Origin of the sequence: Pseudomonas sp. KCJK9016 (assembly GCF_046231795.1) — a bacterium.
Lineage (GTDB): Bacteria > Pseudomonadota > Gammaproteobacteria > Pseudomonadales > Pseudomonadaceae > Aquipseudomonas > Aquipseudomonas bananamidigenes.
Window position 1 is genome coordinate 17,784 of record NZ_JBJJMM010000046.1, and the last position, 13,737, is coordinate 31,520.

A 13,737-nucleotide genomic window follows, 5' to 3' on the forward strand; every position below is an offset into this window, starting at 1 on the left:
ATCAACCACGACATATTTCATGAAGCGTCAGGAATGCCGGCACCGCTTGGCTCTTACTCCGTGAATGACTGGAGATACGCCAGCAGATTATCGATTTTCTCCTCGTCACTCAGCCCCCAGAAGATCATCCGCGTCCCCGGTACAACGCCCTTCGGGTCCTTCAGGTACGCCGTCAGCGTTTCCCGATTCCAGGTGATGCCGGAGTTCTTCATCGCATCGGAGTACACGTAGTTCGCCGAGGTCCCCGCCGGGCGGCCGATGATGCCGTTGAGTTGCGGGCCGAATCCGGGGCGGGCGGACTCGCCGACCTGGTGGCAGCCGCCGCACAGGCGCGGGAAGATTTTGCTGCCGGCCTCGGCGTCGCCCGCCGCGAGGGCGGGAGTGCCGAGCAGGCCTGCGTTGAGGATCAGGGCGAGGGTCATTAACGCGGTGTTTTTCATCGGGAGCATCCAGATCTTCGGCGGCGCCAAGGGTAATCCTGCGGGGAGCGTTGCGCTACAGGTAAGCCGCGATCACCTGCCGGACCTTGAGCAAGGCTTGACGCAGGACAAGCCTGTCCACCGAGCCCAGCGCCAGCCGGATCGCGTGAGGCACATGAGCCGATACGGTGAACGGCTCGGCATTGGTGACCGAGATCTGCGCCTTCATCAACTCGATCACCACCTGATCGGATCGGGCATCCTCCGGCAACGGCAGCCACAGAAAATAGGAAGAGGGATGGCCGACATACGGCAGGCCTTGCAGGATTTCCGCTGCCAGCGCCTGACGGGCCTGAGCGTCATCGCGCTTTTGTGCCTCCAGCAAGGTGACGGTGCCGTCGTCGAGCCAGCCGCAGGCTATCGCGGTCATCACACCCGGCGTGTTCCAGGTGGTGGCGCGGATGATGCGTTCCAGTGCCGGCACTTTCGCAATGGGCGCTGCGATGAAACCGACGCGTAACCCGGTAGCGATATTTTTCGAAAGCCCCGAGACGTACACCGTACGCTCCGGCGCCAGATCCGCCAGCGGTGGCGGCGGCTGATCGACCAGAAAGGCGTAGGCGGCGTCTTCGATGATCGTCAGGTCATGCTTGCGGGCAATCGCCACCAAGTGTTCGCGCTGGTCCAGCGGCATCACCCAACCCAGTGGGTTGTGCAGGGTCGGCATGCAATACACGGCGCGCACCGGGCGAGTGCGACAGAGTTTTTCGAGTACCGCCAGATCCGCTCCGTGGTCGCTCACGGGGATCGCCACCACTTCAAGGTGCAACGCTTCGGCCAGCACCTTGAAACCCGAGTAGGTCAATGCGTCAGCCGCGATCACGTCGCCGGGGTTGAGCTGAGCCATCAACGTGACCGCCAGACCCTGCTGGGCGCCGTTGACGATCAACACCTGCCCGGCGTCGACACGCAGGCCTCGGGCCTGCAAGTGCCGGGCAACCGACGCCCGTTCGTGCTGGCGGCCGGCGTGGGGCTGATAACGCAACAGCGCTTCAAGATCACCCGACAACGCCAGTTGCCGCAACGCCGTACGCAGCAGCTCGGCCTGCCCCGGCAACGACGGGTAGTTGAAGTTGAGATCGATCATGCCGACGGCGATGTCTTTCTGGTCAATCCCCTGCCCCGGCAACAACGAAGTTTCCCGGACAAACGTGCCGCGCCCGGTTTCGCCGCTGACCAGCCCCATCGCCTCAAGCTCCGCATACACCCGCGACGCCGTGACCAGCGCCAGCCCTTCGCTGGCCGCCAGTTGCCGGTGGGTCGGCAAACGCGTACCAGGCAGCAAGCGACCGGCGCGGATGTCGGCGGCATAGGTATCGACGATTGTCTTGTAACGGGAACGTGGCATGTCGAGTTGTATCCATGACAATTCTTTGATTGTGCTGATTCTCGACCCTAGCATGAACCACAGGCAACCCCACTCTTGAGCGCGTGCACCATGGAACGAACTTCACACCTGAGCACCCCGGCCCTGGAAAAAACCAGCGGCTGGATCAACGGTTTCATCGGCGTCGTGATTTTCAGCGGCTCGCTGCCGGCCACGCGGCTGGCGGTGCTGGAATTGGACCCGGTATTTCTCACCGTCATCCGCGCCACGATCGCCGGGGTGTTGGCGCTGTGTCTGTTGTGGCTGTTTCGCGAACGACGTCCGGCGCGGGAGCAGTGGTTCTCTTTGTTGGTTGTGGCGTTGGGCGTGGTCGTCGGTTTCCCGTTATTGACCGCCCTCGCGCTGCAACACGTAACGTCGGCGCATTCCATTGTGTTTGTAGGATTGCTGCCGCTGGCGACGGCGATCTTCGGCGTACTGCGTGGGGGTGAACGGCCACGTCCGGTGTTCTGGATCTTTTCGGTGCTGGGCAGTTCGCTGGTGGTCGGTTTTGCGGTTTCCCAGGGACTGACCGCCTCGCCGACCGGTGATCTGTTGATGCTGGCGGCGATTCTCGCCTGCGGCCTCGGCTATGCCGAAGGCGCAAAACTGTCGCGCGCCCTCGGCGGCTGGCAAGTGATCTGCTGGGCGCTGGTGTTGTCGTTGCCGGTGATGGCCGTGGTGAGCGTATGGCTGGCGCCTGTGTCGTTCAGCGGCATCAGCGTAACGGCGTGGGCCTGTCTGGCCTATGTTTCGCTGTTCAGCATGTTGATCGGTTTTGTGTTCTGGTATCGCGGCCTGGCCCAGGGCGGGATTGCCGCAGTCGGGCAGTTGCAGTTGTTGCAGCCGTTCTTCGGTCTGGCGTTGGCGGCAACCTTGCTGCATGAGCACGTCAGCGTCGGCATGCTGGTGGTCACGCTGGGCGTGATTTTGTGCGTAGCGGGCGCGAAGAAATTCGCCCGATAGCCTTCAGTTTGCGCCGCCCTTCCACTCCCGTGGACTGAGCCCGGTCTTGCGCCGAAACGCCCGGGCCAGCGCCGAAGGGCTTTCATAACCCACCTCTTCGGCGATCAGGGCCATCGGCCGTCCCTCGCGCAGGCGTTTCTGCGCGAGGCTGATCCGCCAGCTCACCAGATAATCCACCGGTGTCTGCCCCACCACTTGCCGGAAATGCTCGGCGAAACCGGCGCGGGACAAATGTGCGCTCGCGGCCAGTTCGGCGACGGTCCAGGCCTTGGCCGGCTGGTCATGCATCAGGCTCAACGCACGGGAGATCTTCGGATCGGCCAGCCCCGCCATCATGCCCGGCTGCTGGTTGCGACTGCTGATCAGATGCCGCAGCAGCAGAATCACCAGCAACTCGAACAACCGGTCCATCACCGCTTCGCGCCCGCAATGGCCGTCGAACGCTTCCTTGAACAACCACTCCAGCGTGCTGGCCATCTCGGGAAGGTCGGCGAGTTTCAGCACCAGATAATCCGGCAGCGCCGCCGCCAGTGCATTGCCCGCGCCACCATCGAAAGTCAGCGAGGCGCATACCAGTTGCGTGTTCATCGCTTCTTCGGCAAACAATCGATGGGCAAATGGCCGGGGGAAAAAGACCAGTGTGGGTTCATTCAGAGTCAGTTCGGGGTCGTTGCCCGGTTTGAGCAGCACCTGCCCGGCCTGCAATAGATGCACATGCCCACACAGCTGATCGCCACCGTAAGCGCTGATGCCGCAAAAACTGCCACTGTGAAATGTTCCGGCATTCACGCCGAAATGGCTGAGTAACGTGGACAGGCGATCCATGGGTGACTTCTCCGGAGACAGATCTGGACGATCTGTCGCATATCCTCGACGATTTGCACCCAAAGCACCAGCCACGCTCAATAACATGACCTCCATCCCCGGCGCACTTCGCACCGGACTTTCGGAGAATCACCATGAGCCGCATTGCCCCGATCACCCTTGAAAACGCGACCGAAGCCACCCGCCCGACGCTTGAAGGCGTGCAGAAAAAAATCGGTTTCCTGCCCAACCTGTTCAAGACCCTGGCGGTTGCACCCGCTGCACTGGATGCCTACGTGCAAGCCTCCGCCACGCTGGGCAAAACATCCCTGAACGCCAAGGAAAAGGAAGCGGTGTACCTCGCCACGTCGCAGGTCAACGGCTGTGATTACTGCCTCGCGGCGCACACCTTGTTTGCCAGCAAGGCCGGGCTGGCAGCAGAAGAAATCATCGAGGCACGTCACGGTCGGCTGAATGCTTTTGCCACCCTAGCCCGGCAACTGACCGAAACCCGTGGTCACCTGAGCGATGAACAGCTCGCCGCCGCCCGCGCCGCCGGTATCGATGACAAGAAGATCATCGAGGTAATCGCCATCGTCGCCGTGCAGACCCTGACCAACTACCTCAACAACACCGCGCTGACCGATATCGATTTCCCGGCAATCGATGCCTGATCAGTGACCGGGGTCGATCTCAGTCGTGATCGACCCCGGCGCGTTTGAGCAGTTTCTTGCAGCGCTCGGACAGGTGAAACACCTGCAACTGCTTGCCGGCCCTGGCGTAGCGTTCGCGCAGGGTTTTCAGCGCGGCGATGGCCGAGTAGTCGACAAAGCTCAGGTGCCGGCAGTCCAGCGTCACCCGCTGCGGATCGTTGGCCGGGTCGAATTGATTGAGGAACGGCGTGGTCGAGGCGAAGAACAGCGTGCCGTGCAAGCGATAGAGCTTGCTGCCGTCGGCCTCCAGATGTTCATCGGCGTACAACTCACGCGCTTGCTGCCAGGCGAAATTCAGTGCGGCGATGATGATCCCGCACAGCACCGCCGTGGCCAGATCGGTGAATACCGTGATGGTGGTCACCGCGATGATCACCAGCACGTCGTTGAGCGGCACTTTGTTCAGCACCCGCAATGAGGCCCAGGCGAAGGTCTGCTGCGACACCACAAACATCACACCCACCAGCGCCGCCAATGGAATGCGCTCGATCATCGGCGAAAGAAACAGAATGAACAGCAGGATCAGCACGCCTGCCACCGCCCCGGACAACCGTCCGCGCCCGCCGGAGCTGAGGTTGATCACGGTCTGGCCGATCATCGCGCAACCGCCCATGCCGCCGAATGCGCCGGACACCATGTTTGCCGCCCCCAGCGCCACGCATTCGCGATCCGGGTAGCCACGGGTTTCGGTGATTTCGTCGGTGAGGTTGAGGGTCAGCAAGGTTTCCAGCAGCCCGACCAGCGCCATCAGAATCGCGTAAGGCGCGATGATGCGCAGGGTTTCGAGGTTGTACGGGATGTCCGGCAAAGCGAACGTCGGCAGACCGCCGGCAATGTGCGCCATGTCGCCAAGGGTGCGGGTCGGCAGGCCGAGCAGATAGACCAGCGCGCCAACGCCAAGGATCGCCACCAGTGCCGGCGGCACGGCGCGGGTCAGGCGTGGCAGGATATAAACGATGGCCATCGTCAGCAGAACCAACCCGGCCATCAGGTACAACGGTGTGCCGCTGAGCCACTGTTCGCCGCTCTTGAAATGCTCCAGTTGCGCCAGCGCAATGATGATCGCCAGGCCATTGACGAACCCGAGCATCACCGGATGCGGCACCATGCGCACCAGTTTGCCCAGGCGCAACAGCCCGAACGCCATCATGATCAAGCCGCCGAGCAACACCGTCGCCAGCAGGTACTGCACGCCGTGCTGCACCACCAGCGCGACGATCACCACCGCCATCGAACCGGCCGCCCCGGAAATCATGCCCGGGCGACCGCCGAACAGCGCGGTCAGCGTGCAAATGATAAAGGCGCCGTACAGGCCCGTCAGCGGATTGAGGTGAGCCACCAGCGCAAACGCAATGCACTCGGGCAACAGGGCAAACGAGGTGGTGAGTCCGGCCAGGACATCGGCGCGCAGACGATTCGGTTTCATGGTTTACCTGACAGAGCGGCCGACAATCGCGACCGCATGCATTTACGCAAAAAAGCGCCGCGGAAAAAGAGGGTGCGGATGTTACGCAAATGCCCGGGCACGGGCCAGCGATCGCTGACAGGGACGATCTGACGCTCTATGCTTGCGCGCTTCGATAAATCTTCGGGTTTGCGCATGTCCTCTCTTTCCGCCCGCGAAGTCTGCCAGCGCTTGCGTGATGCCGCGTTGGAGGTCAGCCCGTTGCGACGCACAGCGGACGTAGCCGGCGCTGGTCAGTTATCCGTCGAAATCGACGGCTGGCATCTGCTGCTCGATTTCGACGGACAACGCCTGCACCACTGCCTGCAGTGCCGCAGCCCGGAAGCTCGTGTGTGGACATTCAACACGACTCAACGTTTCGGCACCGACCCGGTCAGCCTGCTCAGCACCTGGGAACTGGCGCAAATCGAACGATTACTGACCCGGGCCGACTGACCGGATCAGCCCTGTCGCAGGTCCAAGTTGTAGGTGTAATAGCCTGTGTCCCGCACCCAGCCAAGGGATTCGTACAAACCCTGGGCCGTGAAATTGTCGGTCGCGGTTTCCAGCACCAGCCCCTTGGCGCCGGTTTCTACGGCGAAGTCGCGCGCGGTGTTCATCAGCAATCGTCCGACGCCACGGCCTCGGGCGGCGGGCGTGGTGAACAGGTCGCTGAGCAACCAGGTGCGGTGAGCGTCTATCGATGAAAACGTCGGGTACAGCTGCACGAATCCCAGTGCTTCGCCGCTTTCGTCCTTGACCAGAAAAATCGTCGATTCGTTGCCCGCCATGCGCTCGGCAATGAACGCTCGCGATTGGGCCAGATTCGACGGCTGACCATAGAAGCCGCGATAGCCATCGAACAGCCTCGCCACTGCATCCAGATGTTGCGCACTGGCGCGTATCGCCTGAAGACTCATGTTTCCTCCCCCTGCCCCCATCTAATGATTGCACCAGCATAGCGCTGTCCATTGAGTGTGCTGGCTTAATCGCTATATAGTTTTGTATATTGCGAACCCGAAATCGCCAGACTTTCAACGCCTTCCATGAGCAGCATCCGCGAACGCAACCAGCACCAAATTCTCAAGGCCGCCAGCGAAGAGTTTGCCGCCAACGGCTTCGACGCAACCCAGACCCGCGACATCGCCGCCCGCGCCGGTGTGCCCAAGGCCAATCTCTATTACTACTTCCAGAGCAAGGAAAACCTCTACGGCAAAGTGCTGCTCGGCTTCGTCGAACCGCTGCTGGAAGCCTCGGCGGTGCTGCGCGAAAGTGACGACCCGCTGATCGGCCTGCGCGCCTACGTCGCCGCCCGCATCCGCATTGCCCGCGAACATCCGGCGATTGCCAAGGTGTTCAGTGGCGAATTATTGCTGGGCGGTCGCCAGTTACCGGACGAATGCCGCGACCTGCTGCACGCCGAAGCCCGGCGCAATGTCGAATGCCTGCGCAGCTGGATCGAACGCGGTTTGCTGGCCCCGGTGGATCCCGAGCATTTGATGCTGTTTATCTGGTCGGCGACGCGCACCTATACCAATATCGGCTGGCAGATGGGGCGCATCACCGGGCGTGAGGTGCCGCAGAATGAGGATTATGAAAGGGCGGCGGATACCATTACGCGGCTGGTGCTGGGCGGTGTGGTATCCGAGCCGGTGAGTGACGTTCGCAGGTTGATGCTTGCGACTTGAGCGGCTGAGTCAGGGCATGATGTCCAGAGGTAGTGCGCGGTCACCTTCCATCCGCTCGTACCATGCCTGGAACTGAGCAGGCAGGCGCTTTTTCCATTCCGGTACGTTGGTGTAATAACGGGCTCGAGTGTCTCCCCCTTTCTCAGGCACCAGCATCAGCACCCAGAAACGGTTACTGGCCGCACGCATCAGAATGGCCGCGTTCATATTGCCCAGTCCGCGCACCCACATCTCGATGACCTCGGCATCAGGCACATCAACCGCCGGGTCGCCGACGGTCATGGTACTCGTACGGTCCACCAGCTTCTGATAATCACCCTTGAGCAATTTATGCAACGCCTGATCCTCTTGCTGCGTACGAGCAAGTCCAACGCTGAGCAAGTTGTAATTCATCGAAAGTGGTTTATCAGACGCCACATAACGACCTGAGTAAAAGACACCCATACCACCGCCGCAATCAACGTCATCGCCATTCTGCGTGACGTCCAGAACACCATTGATAGCTCGAAAAACAAGCGTGCAACTACCCTCTTCGAAACGAGCCTCACCACCGCTCAACACAGCAATGCCTTCCAGATCACCAGAGTTGGCGCCCTCCTGTGCCGAAACCTCAAAGCGGATGTGTGTGGCGTCCTGACGCTTGATGATCACTTCAGATCCCGAGTTCACTCCGTGAGGAATCAAATGCCATGTGGAATCCCAGTTGAACGCTCTGGCCGCATATTGCAGCTCAGTCAGGCGCATCAGATATTCACGACGCAAGCACGCCGGTTCAGCGCCACAAAGGCTGCGGTTCTTCAACCATGCTCTTTGATCGGCCTTGAGCGCTTTCGGATCCGCAACCTTCGTCAGCGTTGTCGTCCAGAGCTTCCCGAGTTTCTCATCAAGACTCGAGGTATACGGATCCGCACAAATGGTTTTTTCAACCGGAATGGAAGCGCCGGCGCAGTCGAAACTGGCAGCGTGGGAGTTGGCAGCAAAAACGAGGGGCGTCAGCAGCAAGGCGTGACGGAGATTGAAAGCGAGCATCGACAGATTCCATTCTTGAGGCGGCGGCAGTATGCCGGGCCCGGGCTGTCGATGCTCCGGATTTTTCACTGGTTGTGAACAGACAACTGTAATCCCCTGTGGGAGCGAGCCTGCTCGCGAAAAGGGCGTATCAGCCAGCGTATTTTCAGCTGGCACACCGCATTCGCGAGCAGGCTCGCTCCCACAGGGACGGTGATCAGAATGCTATCTCGGCCGCTGGCTTCACATCGATCCGCGCCACCGAACCGGTCAGGTGCGCCCAGTCCTTGTTGTGTTCGGCGATGATGTCTTCGGCGCTCATGTTGCCGTTATCGACGGTGGAATGAGCGTCGGCCGCCAGTTCCACGTCGTAGCCCAACTGGTGGGCCTGGCGCACGGTGGCGTTGACGCAGTAATCGGTTTGCAGGCCGCAGATCACCAGGCGATCGAAATCTTCCCGGGGGATCAGTTTCTGCAGGTTGGTCTGGTAGAACGAGTCGTTGGCGGTCTTGTCGACGCGCAGGTCACTCGGCGCGGTGTTCAGGCCATCGGCCAGTTGCCAGCCCTCGGCACCGCGGGCAAGCGGGCTGTCCTTTTCGTTATGCTGGATCAGCACGACCGTCACGCCAGCTTTGCGCGCCCGGGCGCTGAGTCCGTTGATGGTGTCGATCACGCGGGAGATGTCGTGGCATTCGTACTCGCCCGTGCACAGGGCGCGCTGGACATCGATGATCAGTAATGCGGTGGTCATGGTGAGCCTTCCTTGATCGGTCCTTGAGACAGGGGCGGACGTGTGCCCGCCCCCTTTTTACCTTTCTCAGTAACCCAAAGACAACCCGGTGTTGCGCCGTGGATCATTGGCGCCGTAGAAGCGATTCTTGCCGACCGGTTTGCCACCCAGCGACGGCGCGCCGACCAGAATCGCGGCGATGTGGTTGGGATCCTGCGGCCCCGTAAACTTGTGGCCCCAGCTCTCAAGAATTTTCTTCGTGTCGGGGCTGGCGGCGTAGTCCTCAAGATTGGTCTGCTCCGGCATCCACTGCTGGTGGAAGCGCGGCGCATCGACCGCTTCCTGCAGGCCCATGCCGTAATCGATGACATTGAGCATGGTCAGCAGGGTCGCGGTGATGATGCGACTGCCGCCCGGCGTGCCGACCACCATCACTACCTTGCCGTCCTTGGTGACGATGGTCGGGCTCATCGACGACAGCGGCGCCTTGCCGGGGGCGATGGCGTTGGCTTCACCCTGCACCAGGCCGTACATGTTCGGCACGCCGACCTTGGAGGTGAAGTCGTCCATTTCATCGTTGAGGATCACTCCGGTCTTGCTCGCCATCACGCCCGCGCCGAACCAGTCGTTGAGGGTGTAAGTGACGGACACCGCGTTGCCCCACTTGTCGACGATCGAGTAGTGCGTGGTGTTGCTGCCTTCGTGAGGCGCAACGCCAGGTTTCAACTCAGCCGAGACACCCGCCTTCTGTGGCTGGATCGCGTTGCGCAGTTTCGTCGCGTAGTTCTTGTCCAGCAGGTGCTCGATCGGATTCTTCACGAAATCCGGGTCGCCCAGATAGCTGTTGCGATCCACGTAGGCATGGCGCATCGCTTCGATCTGGTAGTGCATGCCCTGAGCCGAATGGAAGCCCAGATCCTTCATCGGGTAGCCTTCGAGGATGTTCATGATCTGGCAGATCACCACCCCGCCGGAACTGGGCGGCGGCGCCGACACCACGTGGTAGCCGCGATAGTCGCACTCCACCGGGGCCAGTTCGCGAGTCTTGTATTTGTCGAGATCGGCCTGGGTGATGATGCCCTTGTTGGCCTGGCTGGACGTGACGATGGCATCGGCTACCCAGCCTTTATAGAAGCCGTCGGCGCCTTTTTCGGAAATGGTGCGCAAAGTCTTGCCCAGGTCTTTCTGCACCAGCTTCTGCCCGACCTGCATCGGCTCGCCGTTGTGGAGGAAGATCGAGCCGGAATCTTTCATGTCCTTCTTGAACACGTCGGTGGCGTAGTCCAGCAGATCGACGTCGCCCTGCTCCAGTTCGAAACCTTCTTCCGCCAGTTTGATCGCCGGGGCGATCATGTCCTTGCGCGGTTTGGTGCCGTACTTGCTCAGCGCCAGCTCCATGCCCGACACGGTGCCCGGAACACCAACGGCGAGGTGACCACGGGTGCTCAGATCAGGAATGACGTTGCCATCCTTGTCGAGGTACATGTTGGCCGTCGCGGCCAGCGGAGCTTTTTCCCGGAAGTCGAGGAAGGTCTTGCGTCCGTCCGCCAGTTGAATGGTCATGAAACCACCACCACCGAGGTTGCCCGCCGCCGGATAAACCACCGCCAGCGCATAACCCACGGCGACCGCCGCATCCACCGCGTTGCCGCCACTTTTCAAGACGTCCACACCCACGTGGGTGGCCAGATGCTGGGCGGTGACCACCATGCCGTTTTCGGCGGCGACCGGAGCAACCGAAGCCGCATGGGCCATGAGGCAACTGAGCGTCAATGAGGTCGCAATCAGCGATTTGGCAAAAGGTTCGTACTTCATGAGTCGGTCTCTTCTTTTTATAAGTAGGGAAAGCGCTTCAAGAGCATCAGCCAGTATGGTCGCGATTGCGGTTTGCGCCTCCCCGATCCGGCAGTATGCTGGGCCCTGTTGCCGACCTGACCCGGAGTTTTTCCCATGGCTTACACGTTCATTACCGTGCCCTCGCCCGTCGGCGAGTTGAAGCTGGTCGCGAACGGTTCACGACTGGCCGCCATCCTCTGGGAAAACGACAAACCGAACCGGGTGCGCCTCGGACCGATGAACGAGGCTCCTGACCATCCGGTGTTGATGAAAACCGCGCGACAGCTGGAAGAGTATTTTGCAGGAACGCGAAGTGAGTTCGATCTGGAGCTGGACTTTACCGGCACCGAGTTTCAGAAAAAGGTCTGGGCCGCGTTACTCACCATTCCGTTCGGCCAGACCCGCACCTACAGCCAGATTGCCGAACAGATCGGCCACCCAAGCGCAGTGCGTGCCGTCGGCGCGGCGAACGGGAAAAACCCTATTTCGATCATCGCGCCCTGCCACCGGGTGATCGGAGCCTCGGGAAAACTGACCGGATTTGCCGGAGGCCTGGAGGCCAAGGAGCGCCTGCTGACTCTGGAAGGAGGCCAGCGGTCAGACATCGGCAAAACCGGTGAGCTTTTTTAAGCGTCGAAGAAATTGTTCATGGCGGCATACTGCAGCAGCATGATGGTCTTGGCATCGCAGATCTCGCCACGATGGAATGCCGCCAACGCTTCGTCAAAACGCCATTCCAGCACGTCCAGCTCTTCGGTTTCCTCTTCCAGGCCACCTCCGGCGCTGACCTTGGATGCCGCGTCGTATTCGGCAACGAAAAAATGCAGCTTCTCGGTCACCGAACCCGGGCTCATGTAAGCCTCGAACACCTTCTTCACGTCGTGCACGCGATAACCGGTTTCTTCCTCGGCCTCGTCGCGGATGCGCTGCTCCGGTGCTGCACCTTCCAGCAGCCCGGCCGCGACCTCGATCAGCAGACCGTCATGACCGTTGACGAATACCGGCAACCGGAATTGGCGAGTCAGCACCACCGTGCGCTTCTCACGGTTGAACAACAGAATCGCCGCACCGTTGCCGCGGTCATACACTTCACGGGTCTGACGTTGCCATTCACCGTTGTTGCGCAGGTAATCAAAGGTGATTTTCTTCAGCAGGTACCAGTCGTGGGACAACACCTGAGTGTCGACGATGTTGACCCGCTCGGCTGTGTTGGACATGACGCACGATCCTTTTTTGTCATCGATATCGGTGGTGACATGGTAGGCGAAAGGTTTGCTCGACGAACAGCACCTGGCTGATACCTGAACATTGCCAAACGCATTTGACGAAAAGCCCTACAGACATCACCTACTCGCCTGACTTCTTTCCCGTTTGATCCCCCGCACAGTTGCTCGCCTCTTCATTGACGCGCGAGTGATTGCCAATGCTTCCATCCGACCGGCTCCTGACCCTGAACAACAGCATCGGATTGCTGGTGGTCGCTGCGCTGAATCCCGACCAGCCCGATGTCGAAACCCTGTTTCGGGATTTCCGCCTCTGCCTCAACGACTATGACCGCTGGGCCGAGCAGTTCTGGACCGGAACCGCACTGGATGTCGAGCAGGTGTTCAAGGTCGGCAACGATGTCCAGCTCAGTGCGCCGGTTGGCATTCGAAAACCCGTCAGCCGTTCCGTCGTCATCTGCCCCGCTACCGGGCCCCTGACGCTGGTGCACATGTTCGAAGCCGCGCGGTTCGTGCCGATCGGCGATACCCCCGTCACCCTGGAACCGGTCATTGCCGACGTCGACGGAGTGCTGGAATTCGGCGAACCGCAGCATCACACCATCGGCCCCAGCGGCATTCTCGAGGTCGACAACTGCGACCGGGGCCAGCGTTATCGCATCACCTTCTTTCCCGATGTTTCCGCTTCACATGTCCGGACGCTGTACGCCTCCTATCAGGGGCTCATTGACGGTCTCGAAGGCTGGCTGCGCGAAGAATGGAACGGCTTTGAGCCGCAATGGACCGAGTTTTCCCGCGCTGGTTTCCTGAAGCGTTACGGTCAGTTGCAGCAGGCTGACTGGCGGGGGTTCGAAACGGCGCTCAATGCCGTCTGGGACGACGTGAAACAGTTGTTCGCCCTGCTCGCCGACTGGCAAGCCAACAGCGAAAAACTTCTGCAATACCTGTCCGCCGCCGAGCTGGAGGCCTTGCTTCAGGCCTCCTCCGAGGCCATCGCCAATGGCCTGCTGATGCTCAGCGACGAGCCGTTGCTGTTCATCCATCTGGCGGCGTTCACCAGTTGGCTGAAGATGCTGCCGCCGCAGTACGCGGCCGAGGTGGTGGCTGAAGTCCGGGCGGAGTTGCTGGTCAGTTTCCTGTTGATGTGCGTATCGGGCGGCATGGGTGTGCCGCTGCGCCTGAGCGCCAAGGTACTCGGCAAGGTCAAGTCGCCGCGTGCCCGGGAATGGCTGGCGGCGTCGGCGTTGCGGTTGGCGGAACTGACTTCGGCGCCCGACCTGACCCGGCATGCAAGCGCATTGAAACCGCTGATGGTCAATGCGCGACAGGCACCGTTGCGACCGACTCCGGCTGTTCCGCTGGAGATTCGCACGGCGGATGCGCAGGTGCTGACGGTACCCAATCCAGCGGCCATTGCGCGTCACAAGTCCCAAGGTTCGACGCGAATGGAGCGACATGAGCCTCGCGACGATGCGTCGGC

Annotated in this window: 14 protein-coding genes and 1 pseudogene; 6 read left to right on the forward strand and 9 right to left on the reverse strand. The window is 60.9% G+C overall.

Annotation, left to right across the window (positions count from 1 at the left end; translation table 11 throughout):
* Positions 1 to 53: 53 nt before the first annotated feature.
* A complete protein-coding gene (locus ACK6BI_RS27220; protein ID WP_409319549.1) occupies positions 54 to 440 on the reverse strand; it encodes a c-type cytochrome in 387 nt (128 codons plus the stop codon).
* 55 nt (positions 441 to 495) lie between these two features.
* Positions 496 to 1,827, reverse strand: a complete 1,332-nt coding sequence (locus ACK6BI_RS27225) for a PLP-dependent aminotransferase family protein (RefSeq protein ID WP_409319550.1) — start codon at positions 1,825 to 1,827, stop codon at positions 496 to 498.
* A 90-nt stretch (positions 1,828 to 1,917) separates the two neighbouring features.
* Here ACK6BI_RS27225 and ACK6BI_RS27230 point away from each other — a divergent pair, with 90 nt between their 5' ends.
* Positions 1,918 to 2,811, forward strand: coding sequence for a DMT family transporter (locus tag ACK6BI_RS27230; RefSeq protein WP_409319551.1), 894 nt, complete (start codon positions 1,918 to 1,920; stop codon positions 2,809 to 2,811).
* Between the two features lie 3 nt (positions 2,812 to 2,814).
* Here the strand turns inward: ACK6BI_RS27230 and ACK6BI_RS27235 are convergent, their stop codons facing one another.
* Positions 2,815 to 3,636, reverse strand: coding sequence for a cupin domain-containing protein (locus tag ACK6BI_RS27235; RefSeq protein ID WP_409319552.1), 822 nt, complete (start codon positions 3,634 to 3,636; stop codon positions 2,815 to 2,817).
* 134 nt (positions 3,637 to 3,770) lie between these two features.
* Here ACK6BI_RS27235 and ACK6BI_RS27240 point away from each other — a divergent pair, with 134 nt between their 5' ends.
* Positions 3,771 to 4,289: a carboxymuconolactone decarboxylase family protein gene (locus ACK6BI_RS27240; protein WP_409319553.1), complete on the forward strand. Its 519-nt coding sequence runs from the start codon at positions 3,771 to 3,773 to the stop codon at positions 4,287 to 4,289.
* 19 nt (positions 4,290 to 4,308) lie between these two features.
* On the opposite strand, the gene ACK6BI_RS27245 is transcribed toward ACK6BI_RS27240, so the two are convergent.
* Positions 4,309 to 5,754: a SulP family inorganic anion transporter gene (locus ACK6BI_RS27245; RefSeq protein WP_409319554.1), complete on the reverse strand. Its 1,446-nt coding sequence runs from the start codon at positions 5,752 to 5,754 to the stop codon at positions 4,309 to 4,311.
* 174 nt (positions 5,755 to 5,928) lie between these two features.
* Between ACK6BI_RS27245 and ACK6BI_RS27250 the strand changes: the two genes are divergently transcribed.
* A complete protein-coding gene (locus ACK6BI_RS27250; RefSeq protein ID WP_409319555.1) occupies positions 5,929 to 6,228 on the forward strand; it encodes a hypothetical protein in 300 nt (99 codons plus the stop codon).
* Positions 6,229 to 6,233: 5 nt separating this feature from the next.
* Here ACK6BI_RS27250 and ACK6BI_RS27255 read toward each other — a convergent pair whose 3' ends face one another.
* On the reverse strand, positions 6,234 to 6,692 hold the full coding sequence (locus ACK6BI_RS27255; RefSeq protein WP_409319556.1) for a GNAT family N-acetyltransferase: 459 nt from the start codon (positions 6,690 to 6,692) through the stop codon (positions 6,234 to 6,236).
* A gap of 126 nt (positions 6,693 to 6,818) precedes the next feature.
* Between ACK6BI_RS27255 and ACK6BI_RS27260 the strand changes: the two genes are divergently transcribed.
* Positions 6,819 to 7,460 (forward strand): TetR/AcrR family transcriptional regulator, encoded by a 642-nt coding sequence (locus ACK6BI_RS27260; RefSeq protein WP_409319557.1) that lies wholly within the window; start codon positions 6,819 to 6,821, stop codon positions 7,458 to 7,460.
* Positions 7,461 to 7,469: 9 nt separating this feature from the next.
* Here the strand turns inward: ACK6BI_RS27260 and ACK6BI_RS27265 are convergent, their stop codons facing one another.
* The 3 genes from ACK6BI_RS27265 to ggt all read right to left on the reverse strand — a co-directional run bounded on the left by ACK6BI_RS27265 (position 7,470) and on the right by ggt (position 11,013).
* The gene (locus ACK6BI_RS27265; RefSeq protein ID WP_409319558.1) at positions 7,470 to 8,489 is read right to left on the reverse strand and encodes a lysozyme inhibitor LprI family protein; all 1,020 of its coding nucleotides are present in this window, start codon (positions 8,487 to 8,489) and stop codon (positions 7,470 to 7,472) included.
* 196 nt (positions 8,490 to 8,685) lie between these two features.
* Complete coding sequence (locus ACK6BI_RS27270; RefSeq protein ID WP_260520044.1) at positions 8,686 to 9,219, reverse strand: cysteine hydrolase family protein; 534 nt, start codon at positions 9,217 to 9,219, stop codon at positions 8,686 to 8,688.
* Positions 9,220 to 9,285: 66 nt separating this feature from the next.
* Positions 9,286 to 11,013, reverse strand: a complete 1,728-nt coding sequence (gene ggt / locus ACK6BI_RS27275) for a gamma-glutamyltransferase (protein ID WP_409319559.1) — start codon at positions 11,011 to 11,013, stop codon at positions 9,286 to 9,288.
* 135 nt (positions 11,014 to 11,148) lie between these two features.
* On the opposite strand from ggt, the gene ACK6BI_RS27280 reads away from it, so the two are divergent.
* Positions 11,149 to 11,664, forward strand: coding sequence for a methylated-DNA--[protein]-cysteine S-methyltransferase (locus ACK6BI_RS27280; RefSeq protein WP_409319560.1), 516 nt, complete (start codon positions 11,149 to 11,151; stop codon positions 11,662 to 11,664).
* On the opposite strand, the gene ACK6BI_RS27285 is transcribed toward ACK6BI_RS27280, so the two are convergent.
* On the reverse strand, positions 11,661 to 12,251 hold the full coding sequence (locus tag ACK6BI_RS27285) for an NUDIX domain-containing protein (RefSeq protein WP_065258373.1): 591 nt from the start codon (positions 12,249 to 12,251) through the stop codon (positions 11,661 to 11,663). The two genes, ACK6BI_RS27280 and ACK6BI_RS27285, sit on opposite strands and share 4 nt — an antisense overlap.
* 206 nt (positions 12,252 to 12,457) lie before the next feature.
* On the opposite strand from ACK6BI_RS27285, the pseudogene ACK6BI_RS27290 reads away from it, so the two are divergent.
* Positions 12,458 to 13,737 (forward strand): annotated as a pseudogene (locus tag ACK6BI_RS27290) (type IV secretion protein Rhs); the annotation flags it as partial.

Coding starts and splice junctions, on each gene's coding strand:
- ACK6BI_RS27220 (WP_409319549.1), bottom strand. CDS start 440: ATGAAAAACACCGCGTTAATGACCCTCGCCCTGATCCTCAACGCAGGC.
- ACK6BI_RS27225 (WP_409319550.1), bottom strand. CDS start 1,827: ATGCCACGTTCCCGTTACAAGACAATCGTCGATACCTATGCCGCCGAC.
- ACK6BI_RS27230 (WP_409319551.1), top strand. CDS start 1,918: ATGGAACGAACTTCACACCTGAGCACCCCGGCCCTGGAAAAAACCAGC.
- ACK6BI_RS27235 (WP_409319552.1), bottom strand. CDS start 3,636: ATGGATCGCCTGTCCACGTTACTCAGCCATTTCGGCGTGAATGCCGGA.
- ACK6BI_RS27240 (WP_409319553.1), top strand. CDS start 3,771: ATGAGCCGCATTGCCCCGATCACCCTTGAAAACGCGACCGAAGCCACC.
- ACK6BI_RS27245 (WP_409319554.1), bottom strand. CDS start 5,754: ATGAAACCGAATCGTCTGCGCGCCGATGTCCTGGCCGGACTCACCACC.
- ACK6BI_RS27250 (WP_409319555.1), top strand. CDS start 5,929: ATGTCCTCTCTTTCCGCCCGCGAAGTCTGCCAGCGCTTGCGTGATGCC.
- ACK6BI_RS27255 (WP_409319556.1), bottom strand. CDS start 6,692: ATGAGTCTTCAGGCGATACGCGCCAGTGCGCAACATCTGGATGCAGTG.
- ACK6BI_RS27260 (WP_409319557.1), top strand. CDS start 6,819: ATGAGCAGCATCCGCGAACGCAACCAGCACCAAATTCTCAAGGCCGCC.
- ACK6BI_RS27265 (WP_409319558.1), bottom strand. CDS start 8,489: ATGCTCGCTTTCAATCTCCGTCACGCCTTGCTGCTGACGCCCCTCGTT.
- ACK6BI_RS27270 (WP_260520044.1), bottom strand. CDS start 9,219: ATGACCACCGCATTACTGATCATCGATGTCCAGCGCGCCCTGTGCACG.
- ggt (WP_409319559.1), bottom strand. CDS start 11,013: ATGAAGTACGAACCTTTTGCCAAATCGCTGATTGCGACCTCATTGACG.
- ACK6BI_RS27280 (WP_409319560.1), top strand. CDS start 11,149: ATGGCTTACACGTTCATTACCGTGCCCTCGCCCGTCGGCGAGTTGAAG.
- ACK6BI_RS27285 (WP_065258373.1), bottom strand. CDS start 12,251: ATGTCCAACACAGCCGAGCGGGTCAACATCGTCGACACTCAGGTGTTG.